14 protein-coding genes are annotated in these 15,922 nt (G+C 55.8%); 9 read left to right on the forward strand and 5 right to left on the reverse strand.

The window, feature by feature from the left end:
• Positions 1–28 precede the first annotated feature (28 nt).
• Complete coding sequence (der, locus tag PGR91_RS09740) at positions 29–1,333, reverse strand: ribosome biogenesis GTPase Der (RefSeq protein WP_101572158.1); 1,305 nt, start codon at positions 1,331–1,333, stop codon at positions 29–31.
• 62 nt (positions 1,334–1,395) lie between these two features.
• A complete protein-coding gene (locus PGR91_RS09745) occupies positions 1,396–3,249 on the reverse strand; it encodes a DUF4954 family protein (RefSeq protein ID WP_101572156.1) in 1,854 nt (617 codons plus the stop codon).
• Between the two features lie 153 nt (positions 3,250–3,402).
• Between PGR91_RS09745 and PGR91_RS09750 the strand changes: the two genes are divergently transcribed.
• From PGR91_RS09750 to PGR91_RS09775, 6 genes are all read left to right on the forward strand, one after another.
• Positions 3,403–4,359: a nucleoside recognition domain-containing protein gene (locus tag PGR91_RS09750; protein ID WP_101572154.1), complete on the forward strand. Its 957-nt coding sequence runs from the start codon at positions 3,403–3,405 to the stop codon at positions 4,357–4,359.
• A 100-nt stretch (positions 4,360–4,459) separates the two neighbouring features.
• Positions 4,460–5,374 (forward strand): hypothetical protein, encoded by a 915-nt coding sequence (locus PGR91_RS09755; protein WP_101572152.1) that lies wholly within the window; start codon positions 4,460–4,462, stop codon positions 5,372–5,374.
• 311 nt (positions 5,375–5,685) lie between these two features.
• Positions 5,686–7,380: a SulP family inorganic anion transporter gene (locus PGR91_RS09760; RefSeq protein WP_101572150.1), complete on the forward strand. Its 1,695-nt coding sequence runs from the start codon at positions 5,686–5,688 to the stop codon at positions 7,378–7,380.
• A 330-nt stretch (positions 7,381–7,710) separates the two neighbouring features.
• Positions 7,711–8,130, forward strand: a complete 420-nt coding sequence (locus PGR91_RS09765; RefSeq protein WP_409049066.1) for a lipocalin family protein — start codon at positions 7,711–7,713, stop codon at positions 8,128–8,130.
• A 181-nt stretch (positions 8,131–8,311) separates the two neighbouring features.
• Positions 8,312–8,614 (forward strand): GNAT family N-acetyltransferase, encoded by a 303-nt coding sequence (locus PGR91_RS09770; protein ID WP_182424055.1) that lies wholly within the window; start codon positions 8,312–8,314, stop codon positions 8,612–8,614.
• Positions 8,615–8,625: 11 nt separating this feature from the next.
• Positions 8,626–8,853, forward strand: a complete 228-nt coding sequence (locus tag PGR91_RS09775; protein ID WP_118456926.1) for a (4Fe-4S)-binding protein — start codon at positions 8,626–8,628, stop codon at positions 8,851–8,853.
• Between the two features lie 65 nt (positions 8,854–8,918).
• On the opposite strand, the gene PGR91_RS09780 is transcribed toward PGR91_RS09775, so the two are convergent.
• Both PGR91_RS09780 and PGR91_RS09785 read right to left on the reverse strand, forming a co-directional pair.
• On the reverse strand, positions 8,919–10,382 hold the full coding sequence (locus PGR91_RS09780) for a DHA2 family efflux MFS transporter permease subunit (protein WP_101572145.1): 1,464 nt from the start codon (positions 10,380–10,382) through the stop codon (positions 8,919–8,921).
• A gap of 1 nt (position 10,383) precedes the next feature.
• Complete coding sequence (locus tag PGR91_RS09785) at positions 10,384–11,088, reverse strand: SOS response-associated peptidase (RefSeq protein WP_153498335.1); 705 nt, start codon at positions 11,086–11,088, stop codon at positions 10,384–10,386.
• Positions 11,089–11,635: 547 nt separating this feature from the next.
• Between PGR91_RS09785 and PGR91_RS09790 the strand changes: the two genes are divergently transcribed.
• Entirely contained in the window at positions 11,636–12,820 is a 1,185-nt protein-coding gene (locus PGR91_RS09790) for a 6-bladed beta-propeller (RefSeq protein ID WP_270399335.1), read from the forward strand.
• Positions 12,821–12,864: 44 nt separating this feature from the next.
• Here PGR91_RS09790 and PGR91_RS09795 read toward each other — a convergent pair whose 3' ends face one another.
• Positions 12,865–13,236 (reverse strand): DUF488 domain-containing protein, encoded by a 372-nt coding sequence (locus PGR91_RS09795; RefSeq protein WP_270399336.1) that lies wholly within the window; start codon positions 13,234–13,236, stop codon positions 12,865–12,867.
• Positions 13,237–13,398: 162 nt separating this feature from the next.
• On the opposite strand from PGR91_RS09795, the gene PGR91_RS09800 reads away from it, so the two are divergent.
• Together PGR91_RS09800 and PGR91_RS09805 are read left to right on the forward strand one after the other, a co-directional pair.
• Positions 13,399–14,454 carry a winged helix DNA-binding domain-containing protein gene (locus PGR91_RS09800; protein ID WP_270399337.1) on the forward strand — a complete coding sequence of 352 codons (1,056 nt, stop codon included), beginning with the start codon at positions 13,399–13,401 and terminating at the stop codon, positions 14,452–14,454.
• 77 nt (positions 14,455–14,531) lie between these two features.
• Positions 14,532–15,770: a tyrosine-type recombinase/integrase gene (locus PGR91_RS09805; protein WP_270399338.1), complete on the forward strand. Its 1,239-nt coding sequence runs from the start codon at positions 14,532–14,534 to the stop codon at positions 15,768–15,770.
• Positions 15,771–15,922 lie beyond the last annotated feature (152 nt).

Below are 15,922 nucleotides of genomic sequence, written 5' to 3' on the forward strand. Positions count from 1 at the left end.
AACGGTATCATTGGTGAAAATGCCCGCTTTATTTCTGGCGGAAAAAGATCTGGATCGGCACTCCCTCGAAGTCCCATCGTTCGCGGATCTTATTCTCCAGAAAACGGCGGTACCCCTCTTTGATGTACTGAGGCAGGTTGACGAAAAACGCAAACGACGGCGTGGGCGACGCCAACTGCGTAACGTATTTGATCCGGATATATTTCCCTTTGGTAGACGGCGGCGGCGTCTCCTCGATAATCGGCAGCAGGTATTCGTTCAGCGCCGAGGTCGGGATCTTGCGTATCCGCGAATAGTAAACCCGCATGGCCGTTTGCAGCACGTCGAGGATACGCTGTTTGTTCGGCACCGACGTGAAGACGATCGGCACGTCGCTGAACGGGGCGATCCGCCGGCGGATCGCTTCGGCGAACTCCTTCATCGTGTTGCTCTCCTTCTCGATCAGGTCCCACTTGTTGACCACGATCACGCACCCCTTCTTGTTACGGACGACCAGGTTGAAAATATTCAGATCCTGCGCCTCGATACCGGCCGTCGCGTCGAGCATCAAAATGCAGACGTCGGACGATTCGATCGAACGGATCGAACGCAGCACCGAGTAGAATTCGAGATCTTCGGTCACCTTCGCCTTTTTGCGCAGCCCGGCCGTGTCGATCAGGTAAAAATCCATACCGAACTTGTTGTAGCGCGACAAGATCGAATCGCGGGTCGTCCCGGCGACCGGCGTCACGATGTTGCGCTCGGTGTCGAGCAGGGCATTCGTCAGCGACGACTTGCCAACGTTCGGACGCCCGATCACGGCAAACTTCGGCAGGTCGTCCGCCTGCTCCGCCCCGGCATCCTCGGGCAGCGCCGCGATCACCGCATCCATCACTTCGCCGGTTCCGCTGCCGCTCATCGCCGAAATGCAGTACGGGTCGCCGAGTCCCAACGCGTAGAACTCGTGCGAGGAGTATATCTGGTCGTTGTTGTCGATCTTGTTGACCACGAGGATCACTTTTTTCGAAGAGCGCCGAAGCAGGTCGGCCATCACCATATCCAGGTCGGTAATCCCGGTAGACACCTCCACGAGAAACAGGATTACGTCGGCCTCCTCGATCGCCAACACCACCTGCTTGCGGATCTCGGCCTCGAAAATATCCTCTCCCCCCATGGCATACCCGCCGGTGTCGATTACGGAAAACTCGCGGCCGCACCAGTCGGTCGTACCGTAATGCCGGTCGCGCGTGGTGCCCGCCGAATCGTTGACGATCGCTTTGCGCATCCCGACCAAGCGGTTGAAAAGGGTGCTTTTCCCGACGTTGGGACGACCTACTATCGCTACTATACTCATATGCTTCGTAAAAAATTTCCGGATTTGGCCCGTTACCGGCAAAGATAGGTATTTTTTCGGAACTATACTTTCGGTTCGCCGCGCACGGCCCGGAAATCTTCGGCCCGGCGCTCCCCGTCGTCGATCCCGTAGCCGACCGACATGGCCGGGGCGAAATCGCGACCCGCATCCTGTGCGATGGCCGCAGCGAGCGCAGCGCGGTCCCTGGCGCCCTGTTCGACCAGCGACGCGATGTCGTCCGGCGTGATCCGGTCTTCCGACTTATCGAGGAAAACGGCCAGCGCATACAACGCCCACCGCCGCTCGTTCGATCCGTAATCCCGGTCGATACTTTCCAGTTCCCCGACGAAAGCGTCCGTATCGGCCACCGCTCCGGCATCAACCCGGTCGAGCAGCGCTTCGATCCGGCTTTTCGGCGCAATCATCCCCGCCAAATCAATCCATTCCCGCATCGACGGATCGGGCGGCACGTCGCCCCCTTCGGCAAACAGTTCGCCGAGATAGCCGCGCAACGCCTGAGTATAGAGCATCAGTCCCTTCTTCAGCGAATGCATCTTGATCTTCACCCGATTCCACGTCACCACTTCAGCGGTCGGATACCTCTCCATCAGCGCGCGGCACTCGCCGATCGCGTCGAGCACCCGGCCCGCAGTGTAGGGATTCATCAGCTCGTAACGGATGATGTCGTGCGCCACGCCCCGCCGCCGGTCGCGCGACGGCCATTTCCCGATATCCCGCGCAGTACCGTAGCTGCGCAGATTGACCCCCGGCAACAGAATCGAGTCGTCCGCCTCTTCGAGCAGGTACGAAAACGGCATTTTTTCGGTATCGTGATGATTGTAGTGTCGTCCGGTCACAATCGTAAAAACGCCGGTGCTGGCCGGCAGCAGCACATAGGCGTCGCTGCCGAACTTACACCCGCGCAGATGCACGCCCTGATGCACCGGCCCGGACTTATACATGTGGTTGCTCTGATTGGCCCCGCTGCCGGCGTTGAAAAACGAAAAATACCCGGCGATCAGCAGCGTCGCGCGGTGATGCGACACCGTATAAGGCCCGGCGAACACCGCGCACGCTTCGCCGTGATTACAATGGCTGTTGGCGAAAAACAGCGAATTCTCGGCCGAAAAACCGTTCTCGATCACAACCCCTTCGCCGACGAAACAACGGCGCAGCATCGAACCCGTATCGACCCGCGCCGAACACGCCAGGATGAAATCGGACGCCGTCACGCCAGCGCCCACCGTCGACGGCGACTGCGGCGTGCTGTTGACCGTCCCGTTGCGTAGGGACGACGCGCCGTCCACGACGGCGGACTCCCCGACCGCTACGTTGAACAGCGACAGCGTATTGACGATCCGGCTGTCCGCGCCGATCGTCCCGCGCCGCGAAACGCGCCGTTCGGCATAACCGGCGATCATCGCATTCATCCGCCGCACCGTCTGCGGACGGTGACGGTACATCGCGATCACATAGGCGATCTGCGCCGTCAGTCCGTCGAATATCGGCACTTCGCGCCCTCCCGCCTCGTTGACGGCCGCCACTTCCACGCCGTTGCCGAACGCCGTTGCCCCGTCGCAAATCATCTCGCCGACATTCTCGATCACCGCCCGGTCGCCGATATCGTAATTGGCGACGTAACGGCCCACATTGGAGATCAGCGCGTCGTCGCCGACCGTACAGTCGTGCAACGCGGCCCGGTAAACCCCGGAACGGCGCACCACGCCGCCGGGCAACGGGATCTCCGAACCGTTGCCTCCCAGCCGCACGCTTCCGCTGAAATGTACTGTACGAACGAATTCGGGCCGAAACCCGTCCGCCACTTCGACCAGCTCCCAACTCTCCGACGTACACCCCTGGGCCGACAAAACGGAGATTTCGGCCTCCGTCAATTTCCGATAGGATTTACCTTCCATGCAATCTCGTATGCTTTATCATTCGAACCGGACAAATGCCCGGCATTTACCAGAACGGACGGAACCGCTCCAAAAGTACGCAATCCTTTTTATTATTCACAAATTATGTCGTAGCTTTGTCTGCTGGCCGGCGAATGGCCGCCCCCCAAAGTCATGGAACAAAACTCATTCCGAATCCGCCTGCTGCGCGCCGTAAGCGAAGCCATGCGACCCGCCTGGCGGACAGCCGTATGGGTAATCAAAATGGTCGTCCCGATCACGCTGGCCATCTCGATACTGGAGCACCTCGGCGTAATCGGCCGGATCTCGGAATGGATCGCCCCGCTGTTCGGACTGGTCGGACTGCCCGGCGACAGCGGACTCGTATTCCTGACCGCCGCACTGTCGAACAACTACGCCGCGGTGGCCGTCATCGCCACGCTCGGCTTCGATTACCGGAGCGTAGTCATCCTGGCGGTCATGGCATTGGTCTGCCACTGCCTGATCATCGAATCGGCCATCCAGCACAAAACGGGAGCCTCCGGATTGAAGATGACCCTGCTGCGGATCGGCATGGCTTTCATCGCCGCGGCCCTGATGAACCTGATTCTGCCCAAACACATGACGGGCAGGTTGTTTCTGCCCCCGGCCGGAGTATCTCCCGAAACCTGGGCAGAAGCGGGACTGTTGTGGCTGAAAACCATCCTGCCGCTGTCGCTGAAAATCGGGATCATCATCGTCTCGCTGAACATCCTCCAACGCATCCTGCAGGAGTTCCGGCTGCTCGACCTACTGACCGTCCCGCTGCAACCGCTGATGGCCGTGTTCGGACTGCCCCGCTCGACTTCGTTCCTGTGGATCATCAGCAACGTCGTGGGACTGACCTACGGCGGCGCGGCTCTCGTCGACGAAATCCGGCGCGGCGCGATCAGCAGGGAAGATTCGCGGCTGCTGAACGCGCACGTCGCCATCTCGCACAGCCTGCTGGAAGATACCGCTATCTTCTACTCGATCGGGGTAGGGCTTTTCTGGCTGCTTGTGCCCCGTATCATACTGGCGATCTGCACGGTATGGATCATCCGCCTGTTCGTCCGCCTGCGGAACCCCCGCCGCAGCATAGCGCCCGGATAAAATTCGCAAACGCGTCGTGCAACTTTTAGAGAAACAATAACATCTTGTTAGAATACGTTATGTAATTTTGAAAATGAACATAAAACTACGTTAAAAGCACATGAAAAGACTTCTTTTACTCCTGGGATGCGTCGCGGCATTCTCTTCCTGCCTGAAAAACGATAAATTCGAACGCGACATGACCAGCACCGGTTACATCATCTACTCGTCGGCGGCCAAACAAACCCTCGTAGCGCTCGACCCGTTCAACGTCGCTTTCAGGCTGAACATCCTGATCGCCGAAGGAGACGGGGACTTCAACGCTGCGCCGGGCGAGATCCGGCAAAAAATGTTCAGCACGGGAACCGTCATCTCTTACGACGAAACCCGCGCCAACTACAAGCTGGTTTTCAACAGCGGTTCGATCTCCGGCGACTATCCCCGAAAAGGAACGATCACCATCTCGACAAACGGTTACGGCTCGCTGGCAGAAGCGGGTGCGCGCTGGGACATCTACCTTTCGGACTCTTACGCCATGTTCAGCGACAGCAAAGCGATCTACACCTCTTCGGGCACCTATTCGGTCACGAACTCGGGCGATAATACATGGCAGGTAAGCATCCAGCAACTCGTCTCGGTACTGCCCGACGCGGGTATCGTAGAGGGTTCGGACGGTTCCGAAATCGAATTCGAATCCGACTGGACCGCTTCTTACACGATCAAACAAGAGACAGGAACCCAGAAGTTAACGGACGTCCGGAACTCGATTTTCACCGTATCGACCAGCGTATTGAACGGTAAAACGATGTACCTGCCGGCCGATCAGTTGAACGTTTCGACGCCGAAGCCGTTCCAATTCAATCCGGCTTGCTCGGCTTCGGCCCCGGTAGGCAACGGACTGATGACGATCAGCCTCGCCAACGACGACGAAATGATGAGCAACTACACGACCGCCGAAGTGATGGGAGGAGACCAGTTGAACACCTGCTTCCCGAAAATCAAGATCTCGTACGGCGGATACACGACCGAATATTAGTATACGCGCAACTCCCTGAAATAAAACGCCCGCGAAAATCTCAGAATTTTCGCGGGCGTTTTCGTATCCGGGCTTCAATCGCACCGGGCCGACGAATGCCAGGCACAAAAGAACCGCGAACAAGAAACGACACCGTCCGGACACACATATAAGCCTCATAACAAACCTTTTACAATCATCCTCCCTATCCGAAAGCCAGACACAACGCCGGTCTTCTTCTTCACAAAATAATAAGATTCGCGGGAATAATGGTTAATTTTAGTTACTTTTGCACATTTTTCAAACCAAAATCAATCAATCGATTCGGGTCGATGAAAACATTTACGTTCCGTCCGAAACTTTTCAGTTCGCTGAAAGGTTACTCGAAAGAGACTTTTACCGCCGACCTAATGGCCGGCATCATCGTCGGCATCGTCGCGCTGCCGCTGGCTATCGCATTCGGCATCGCGTCGGGCGTCTCTCCCGAAAAAGGGATTATCACGGCCATCATCGCCGGGTTCGTCATCTCGCTGCTGGGCGGCAGCAAAGTACAGATCGGCGGCCCCACCGGAGCCTTTATCGTGATCGTCTACGGTATCATCGCCCGTTACGGCGAAACCGGACTGATCGTAGCGACGATCATGGCCGGCGCGATCCTGGTCATGCTCGGCGTCTTCAAGCTGGGCACGGTCATCAAATTCATCCCCTACCCGATCGTCGTCGGATTCACCAGCGGCATCGCGGTTACGATCTTCACCACGCAGATCAAAGACCTGCTCGGACTGAGCGCGGACTCCGTCCCGGCCGATTTCCTACCCAAATGGCAGTGCTATTTCGAAAATATCGGCACGGCCGACCCGCTTTCGGTCGTCGTCGGAATAGGCAGCATCGCCATCATCGCCCTATGGCCTCGCATCTCGAAAAAAATTCCCGGTTCGCTGGTCGCCATCTTCGCAATGACGCTTCTTACTTACCTGCTCAGACGGTACGCCGGAGTCACCTCGATCGAAACGATCGGCGACCGTTTCCAGATCAGCGCATCGCTTCCGGGAGTCGCCGTACCCGACATGAGCTGGGACGTAATCAAAGGCCTGTTCCCGGCGGCCGTCACCATCGCCGTACTCGGCGCGATCGAGTCGCTGCTGTCGGCCACCGTCGCCGACGGCGTAACCGGAGACAAACACGATTCGAATCAAGAGCTGATCGCACAGGGCGCCGCCAACATCGTCACGCCGCTTTTCGGCGGTATTCCGGCAACCGGAGCCATCGCCCGCACGATGACCAACATCAACAACGGCGGAAAAACGCCGGTCGCGGGACTGATCCACGCCGCGGTATTGCTGCTGATCTTGCTGTGTCTCGGCCCGCTGACCCGGCACATCCCGATGGCCTGCCTGGCCGGAGTCCTGGTGATCGTCGCCTACAACATGAGCGAATGGCGAACGTTCAGGGCGCTGATGTCGAACCCGAAAGCGGACGTAGCCGTGCTGCTGGTCACGTTCCTGCTGACCGTCCTGTTCGACCTGACCGTCGCCATCGAGGTCGGACTGGTGATCGCCTGCCTGCTGTTCATGCGCCGCGTGGCCGAAACGACGAACATCTCCGTACTGAAAGACGAGATCGATCCGAACGCCGACGCCGGCATCTCGCTGGGCGCGGAACACCTCGTCATCCCGGAAGGAGTCGAAGTTTACGAGATCGACGGGCCCTTCTTTTTCGGAATCGCCAACAAATTCGAAGAACAGATGGTCGCGCTCGGCAACCACCCGCAGATCCGCATTATCCGGATGCGGAAAGTCCCGTTCATCGACTCGACGGGGATTCATAACCTGACCAACCTGTGCCGGATGTCGAAACGGGAAGGCGTACAGATCATCCTCTCCGGCGTAAACCCGACCGTCCACCGCACGCTCGAACAGGCCCGGTTCTACGACCTGATCGGGAAAGAAAATATCTGCAGCCACATCGACCTGGCGCTCGAACAGGCCCGCAAGGAACTCGCCGCACGGCATCCGGGAAAAAGATAACCGGAGACGGCGCCTGCAAAAACCGTTCGCAACGGATAATCCGTTGCGGACACGGAAACCGTAACCGCCAAGAACAAAAGAAACGGCGCGGTTTTTCGGAATTTATTTTTTACATTTATCGGGTCAACCGAAACGTATGTTTTTCAATATTCTAAAAATCAACTCATGAAAAAATCGAATCTGCTTGTCGGCACTCTGACGGCAATCGCCGCCGGACTAACGGCCTGCGCACCGGAAACGCCGCAATCCATACACGGCATCGTAACGGACGCTTCAATGAACGATATCCTGGTAGTCACCGATCAGGGCGACACGGTAGCCATCAGCACGATGGATGCCGATCCGGCGAAAGTGCCGGGCGTACTGGTCGACGATTCGGTCACGGTAACCTGCATCGGAGAAAAAGTCGGCGGCAACCGGATCCTGAAAGCGACGGAACTTGTCGTAACCGCTCACTCGCCGTACTACTACATCCAAGGCAAATGGATCGAACCCAACCCGATCAACGCCGACGAGGTGCAGGGCTTCGAACTGAAACAGGACGGCACGGCCTCGTCGATCAACATGGCGACCCTCGCTTTCCAGCAATGGAACCTGGAAAACGGCGAACTGCTGCTCAAAAGCCAGAGCATCGGCAACGGACAGACGATCGAGGGAACCGACACCCTCCGGATCGACAAGCTAAACGCCGATTCGCTGGTGCTTTCCCGCGACGGCAACGTGCTGTGGCGCCTAGCAAGACAGAAATAGAGATTCGTTCATATCCGAAAAATCCCCGCGGCGAATCTTCCGCGGGGATTTTTCGTTTTCTCGGAGCGTGCCGCTTCCCCTTCGCAAAAACCGGAAACCGATCGGAAAATTTTTGGCAAACAAATTGCGCTGACAAACAGAATCAACCGTAATTCAGAACAAGCGATTTAAAAAAACAGAAATTATGGAAAATTACAAACTGATCGACAATGTCGCCCTGCACCAGTACGAATTTCGCATCGGCGACCTGATCCCGAGAATCGAATACATCAAAACGAAAAACGGAGAGATTTACCTGACGCACACCGAAGTCCCGTCCGCACTGGAAGGCAAGGGCGTCGGCAGCAGCCTGGTCAGGCTGGCGCTGGAAGACATCGAGCGACAGCAGTTGCGCCTGGTGCCGCTGTGCCCCTTCGTCGCGGGATACGTCCAGAAGCATCCGGAATGGAAACGCCTCGTCATGGAAGGAGTCAACATCGCATAAAACACCGGACTATGAAAAACACGATCGAGTATTCGAACGGTGAAATCACCGTTTTCTGGCAACCGGCGCGCTGCCGGCACGCCGGAATCTGCGTAAAAACGCTTCCGGAAGTCTACCACCCGCAAGAAAAGCCGTGGATAAGACCCGAGAACGCCACGACGGAACAGCTCAAGGAGCAAATCCGGAAATGCCCGTCGGGCGCGCTGAGTTATAAGATACTGAAAAAACAATCGGTTTAAAAACCTTCCCGTCATCGAAAACCCTGCTTTCGCAGGGTTTTCTTTTTCCGATGCCGATAGCGTCTCTACTTCGAAACGTCCGTCCCCGTTCGGCCCGTTCTCCGCTTTACGAGCATCAGCAGGAACGGCAGCAGCGATGCGAGCGTAATCAGGCATACGACGCCGAAATCGTCGGTAATCCCCCCGACGAAAGTTTCGGCAGACGACAACGACTCCCGCGCGGCGTGATAGGATGTCCGGGAGGTCATGATCGCCGTCAGCATCGCGATCCCGATACTCCCGGAAAGCTGTTTGACGCTGTTGGCGATTCCGGATGCGGCGGCCATATCTTTCAGCGACAGATTTTTCAGCGAAAAAAGGTTCAGCGGCGCGAAGGTCAGTCCCATGCCGAACCCGCGCAGATAGAGCACCCACATGATGCTTCCGTGGGTCGTATGGATCGTGAAACGGCTGGCCAGGTAGAAACTGAGCGACATGACCAGCACGCCGGCGAAAACCAACGGCAGGATTTTCAAGTAGCGGGTCAGAAATCCCGACAGGGTCGACAGGATTCCCTGGATCAGCCCGACCGGCAGGAAAACGCTGCCGGCCATGATCGCCGTATATCCCAACCCCTTCTGCATGTACAACGGCAACAGGTAAGTGCCGCCCAGCATACCGATGCCGAAGATGAAAAGCACCGTCATCGCGACCCCGAAATGCCGGTCGCCGAGCAGCCGGATATTCAGGAGCGGGTGCGGATGCCGCAATTCCACCGCGATAAATACGGCCAGCGCGACGGCCGCAGCGACGAAACAGCCGATCACCTGCGGCGAAGCCCATCCGTCCGGGTTGGATGGGGAATTCCCTTTGGCGAGCCCGTAGACCGAAAGCGGCATGAACAACGCGATGCTGACGAAGCCCGCCCAGTCGAACCGTCCCCGCACCGGGCTTTTCCACTCTTTCTGAACGACCGCCGACAGCGCGATCGCCAGGATGCCGATCGGGACGTTGACGTCGAAGATCAAGTGCCAACTGAAATCGTCCACCAGGTAGCCGCCGATCAGCGGCCCGAACGAAATGGACGCGGCCGCGGCCACGGCCCACAGGCCGAGCGCCAATCCCCGTTGTTGCGGCGGAAACTCGCGGGTCACGATAGCCAGTCCGAGCGACTGGATGATCCCGCTGCCGACTCCCTGCAACGCACGAGCCCCGATCAGGAAAGCGTCGCTGTCGGCCTGCGCGCACAATCCCGAACCGAGCGTGAACAGCGCCAGTCCGACGATATAGAAACGCTTGTTGCCGAACCGGTCGGCAATCCACCCCGACGAAGGCAGCATGATGGTCATCGTAATCATATACGCGGTCACGATCCACTCGGCCGACGAAATGCCGATATGAAATGCGGACATGATGGTCGGAATGCCGACGTTGACGACCGTCACGTCGAGTACCGCCATGAAGGTACCGAGCATAACCAGGCCCAGCACCCACCATTTGTAGCCGCTGCCGGCGCGCAGACGTCGTTGAAGTTCTCCGAACCCTCCCATATCAGGCCTGTGCGGATTCCGTCCGAGGTTGCAGGATCGTCGGATCGTCCGGCGACTTTTTCAGAAAACCGTTATCGATCGTTTCCGCGCGCAGCAGGCCGTCGGGCAACGGCTCCAGCAGCGACCGGACGGCCTCCTCGTCCAGCGACGGATCGAGCCACCGCTGCTGCTGCCGTCCGGTCAGAATCACCGGCATCCGCCCGTTCACATTATCGATCGAACGCATCAGTGCGTCGGCCTCGGTCGTGATGATCGCAAAAGTCTCGACCTGTTCGCCGGTATCCGGGTTCCGCCACATGTCGTACACCCCGGCCAGCGAGCAGATGCCGCCTCCGGCCGGAGCGACGTAATAGGGAATCCGCCGGTCGTCCTCGTGCCGCCACTCGAAAAACCCGGTTACGGGCACCAGGCAGCGCGTTCGGCGGATCGGCTTGCGGAAAGCGGGTTTCGTAAAAACGGTTTCGGCGCGGGCATTGAACGTCCGATAGCGCAGTTCGAAAGCGTCTTCCAACTCGTCGGCCCAGAACGGGATCAGTCCCCAGCGGAACAGTTCGATCTCCAGATCGGACGTCACCACCGGATACTCCGGATAGCTGAATGCCGACACATGGTACAGGGGCTTGAACCGTTCGATCAAGTCGGCTTTACGACCGTAGCGCGCGGCGAGTTCCGCCGGGCCGGCCGCCAATGAGATATGATAACACATAGGCTCTGGTTTTACCGGAATACCTGCCAATTCGGTGCCAGAAAATCCGTATCATACCGAGTCATTATGAAACAAATTGGAACTTCCTGCTAAAAACAACTATGATTAAAGCGACAACAAGGATATAAACCTTTACCCGACCGTTTAATCCCTTACAACATCCGAATCCCAAATTATTTTACTATAAACTTTTACATATCAATTATTTTGTTTAAACTTACAATCTATTTGAAAAAATTAAAAGTTCAATCATTTGTTTCGTTGCAGCCATTGGCATTGCGGCATTTTTCACAGCCCGTTCGTCATGTTCGACGAATATCGACTCCGGATTATTTCTTGTAAATGTCGAAGTATTGGCACAAGATGAAAACAAAAACGGATCCGAGGTAAAGGTAACGGGAACCTGCGAGAATGAAAAAGGCCAAGAATACGATTGTGTCGTATGTATAGGGACAGGGAGCGTCAAATGCCCATAACATTTCGATTCATCTACCGGATAGACTTTATTTATCCGGTAGATATTTTTCACCATCCCCGAATATGAAATATGATAAAAAAGTTTTTAACTCTGCATGTTTGCTTGTTGCTCCTTATCAGTTGTTCTGACAAATCGGATCGTCTCGTCAAAGTCAATACCGTAAAAGTCGAACTAAAAAGAGATGACGGCTCTTCAAAAATCAATGAGTTCCTTGAATTTTCCCATTTTGTGCCGCTTCAAACCGGCAATGATATTTTGATCGGGGAGATCAATAAAATACAAATCATACATAACAAAATTTATATTCTTGATTGGAAACAAGGGGCGGTCTTTATATTCAATGCCGACGGATCTTTTGTTTCAAAGATCGACAAAAAAGGGCGTGCAGGAGGCGAATATTTATATCTTTCTGATTTTGAAGCAACATCCGACGGTTCAATATTTCTGAACGATCCCATACAAGGGAAAATATATGTTTACGACGAATCCGGCAATCTCAAATACCAGATGAAAAACGCGCGTAAAACATGGTCGTTTAAACTTCTGGACAATGGCTGTATAGCATACAATATGGCGAATGGATCGGGCGATGAAGACGGTAAGCGTGAAGAATACAACTACGTATGCATTTCTGACAGCGGCAAAGTAATACACAAAGGATTGCCGTTCAACAAAGCTTTAACGGGTAACAAATTTTTTTACGGATCGTGCCGTTCGTTTTTTTGCCAGTACGACGACACCATTTACATGTCTTCCATCCTGAACGATACTATTTACAAGGTATCACAAGCTACGGGAGCCGTGTCGCCTTATCTGGCATTCGACTTCAATACACGCAGACCAGCGGTGGACGACTCTCCGAAAACCGTTATGGATTATGTGAACTCTTTAAATGAAGAAAATCCTACGACTCCTCATAATTTTTACCATTTCAACAATGGAAACCTGATTATTTACCGCTATGAACACAAACCGTATATCATCATAACCTCTTCCGAAGGGCATATATTATATTCAGCACCCACAGAAGCGGATAAAAACGGCATAAAATTGTCCTATATACACCCGTACATCGATTCCGATAATACAGGATACATAATCAATCCCGTTACTTCTACACGAATAATTTCATGGATCGATGATTACAAAAAAAACGGAAAGGAGCGCACATTACTGAACGAAATAGAAACATGCATTGAAGAAAACAGTAATCCCGTATTGATATTTTACAAATGGATATTCCCCGATTATTGAATCTCGACAACAATTCACGCGTAAATAGACGACTTGAATAACTACTATACGGTCATAACACTCATAATTTTCACCAGATAATCTTGCAGGATCAGGGCATGATTCTGCAAAGCGTTCCGGGAGGCGTACACCAACGTAACGGTGTCGTTTCCGGCGATCTGACGGACGAATTCCGCCACGGCTGGCGACTGCCGCAATTCTGCGGTATAACGGCGGCCGAACTCTTCCCAACGCCCCGGCATATCTTCGTGATACCACCTTCGCAGAGCGGCCGAAGGGGCTATCTGCTTCGTCCACAAGTCGTAGCGGAAATCCTCTTTCCGCATTCCCCGGGGCCACAGCCGGTCGACGAACACCCGGAAACCGTCGTCCGGTTCCGGTTTTTCATAAGCGCGTTTGATCTTGATTCGTGTCATTTTTTCGGTTTAACGGATCGAATACGAAACCCTCCCGCAAGGAATGCGCCAAAACCGAATCTGCGGACACCGGATCGAAAGGTTTCCCGCCGATCGGATAAATATCCGGCGAATAATACTTCGGAAGGCCCGATTTAACCTATTTTTGCAAAAACGACGACTATGATAACCGACATCCGCCTGGCCGGACAACAACTGGCCGCCCCGCGTTTCGACACGCCGAAAAAACTGGTTTCATGGATGGGAGCCATTCAGGCTCAGGATTACGCCATGGCCCGCTGGGCCGTCGGCATACGGCTGAAATCGGCGACGGCACGATCGGTCGGGGAAGCCTTCTCTCGGGGAGAAATCTTGCGTACGCATGTGATGCGGCCGACCTGGCATCTGGTCGCCGCGGAAGACATCCGCTGGATGCTGAAACTCTCCGCCCGGCGCATCCGGTCGGCCAACGAATCGCTGGCAAAAGGCCGGCAACTGGAGCTTACGGAACAATTGCACTACCGGTGCGACCGGCTGCTCGAAAAAATGCTGGAGGGCAACAGAAACCTGACCAAACAACAGATCGGGGAGGAACTGAACCGGCAGGGGATCGCCGCAGACACGCCGCGGCTGACCCGCCTGCTGATGCGCGCCGAAACCGAAGCGGTCGTATGCAGCGGACCGTTCAGCGGCGGCAAGCAAACCTACGCCCTGCTCGAGGAACGCGTCCCGCCCGTCCCGGAGCTGCATCCGGACGAAGCCCTGGCAAAGCTGGCTACCGCTTATTTCAGAAGCCACTCACCGGCCAGTCTGCAGGATTTCGTCTGGTGGTCGGGACTGTCCGTCACCGAAGCCCGGCATTCGGTCGGCCTCATCGGAAGATCGCTGACCGCCGAACGTTTCGGACAACGGGAACTATTCGTGCACGAATCCTGCCGTGCGGCGGAGACCTCCGGCGTCCCGCTGTACCTGCTGCCCGCCTACGACGAGTACCTGATCGGTTACAAAGACCGTACGGACGTCCTGCGTCCGGAGCACCGCGCCAGGGCCTTCACGAATTACGGTATTTTCTATCCGGTCATCCTGTACGGCGGCCGGATCGCCGGAAACTGGAAACGCCCGGCACGGCCGGACGACTCTTGCGTCGAAACTTCGTTTTTCGAAACGGATACCGCCGTCGACCGGGACATCCTGGAGGAGGCCGTAAACCGATACCGGGCATTTTACCGCGCCGTCTGATATTTTTACCGCGAAAATGACGATTTTTCACCGCCGTCATTATCTTTTTCCCGGAAAAACATCAATCCAGGAAAATTATGGCAACAGTGAGAATCAAACTCCGCAATTCGTCGGTTCCGGGCCGCGCCGGCTCGGTTTACTACCAAATCACCCACCGTCAGAAATCCGTTCAGATCATGACCGGATACAAACTGCTCCCGGCAGAATGGGACGGCGTCAGGCAATGCGTCGCACCCGTCCTGCTGACCGGGGGCGACTATTACCTGCGAAAAGTACAACGCGCGATCGACTCCGACCTGTCCGTCCTGAAAAATGCGATCGGCGCGCTGGAACGCGCCGCCAGACACTATACGGCGCACGACGTAGCGCAGGCTTTCCGGGAATCGCACTCGGGCGAAACTTTTTTCGGATTCATGGAACGGCAGATCGAACAACTGCTCGCCCACGGCCGATTGGGAACGGCCCGGAATTACCGGAGAACCCGGCAAAGTTTCTCGCAGTTTCTGCACGGGGAAGACCTGTCGTTCGCCGGTTGCACCGCCGAACTGGTCGCCGACTACGAACAATGGCTCAAAAGACGGGGCGTTACGCGGAATACGGTTTCGTTTTACATGCGGATCCTGCGTTCCGTATACAACAAGGCGGTCGGCGAAGGAATCGCCTCGCAGCGCGCCCCTTTCGAAAAAGTCTATACGGGCGTAGACAAAACCCGCAAGAGGGCCGTCGACATGGCCACGATCGAAAGCCTGAGAAAACTGGATTTGCGCGGCTCCCGGTCTCTGGCTTACGCCCGGGATCTGTTCGTCTTCAGTTTCTACATGCGCGGAATGGCCTTCGTGGACATGGCCTACCTCCGCAAGTCGGACGTCCGGGATCAAACCGCGCAGTACATCCGCCGCAAAACGGGCCAGTCCCTATGCATCCGGCTGGAGCCCTGCATCACCGAAATTATCCGCCGCTACGCCCGTAAAACGAAAAACTCCCCTTACGTTTTCCCGATCATCGCCGCCACCGACGAGAACGAGGCTTATGCGCAGTATCAGAATGCACTGAGCTATTACAACAAGCTGCTGAAAAAACTGTCGAAACTGCTGCAGGCGGACACTCCTCTTTCGTCCTACGTTTCGCGCCACACCTGGGCGACGACGGCCCGCAACTGCGACATTCCGCTGTCGGTGATCAGCGCCGGACTGGGGCACCGTTCGCAGGCGACGACCCAGATCTACCTGGCCTCGCTGGAGGACTCCGTCATCGACGAGGCGAACCGCAAAATCATTTTCAGCCTGAACCGGCCGGGGAAAACGAGCAGCCTATAAAACCCGCACCCCGCCCAAAGGACGGAACCGGCCCCGGTTTCGCACATTCGGGGCCCTTTCCCGGTTTTTCGTTTCGCTTTTTCATAAAAATACAATCTTTAGTACGGTCGCACTAAAGATTGTATTCGTTTATTTACCGAACGGGAAAAGCA

Origin of the sequence: Candidatus Alistipes pullistercoris (assembly GCF_027665465.1) — a bacterium.
In the GTDB taxonomy this organism is placed as follows: domain Bacteria; phylum Bacteroidota; class Bacteroidia; order Bacteroidales; family Rikenellaceae; genus Alistipes_A; species Alistipes_A hominis.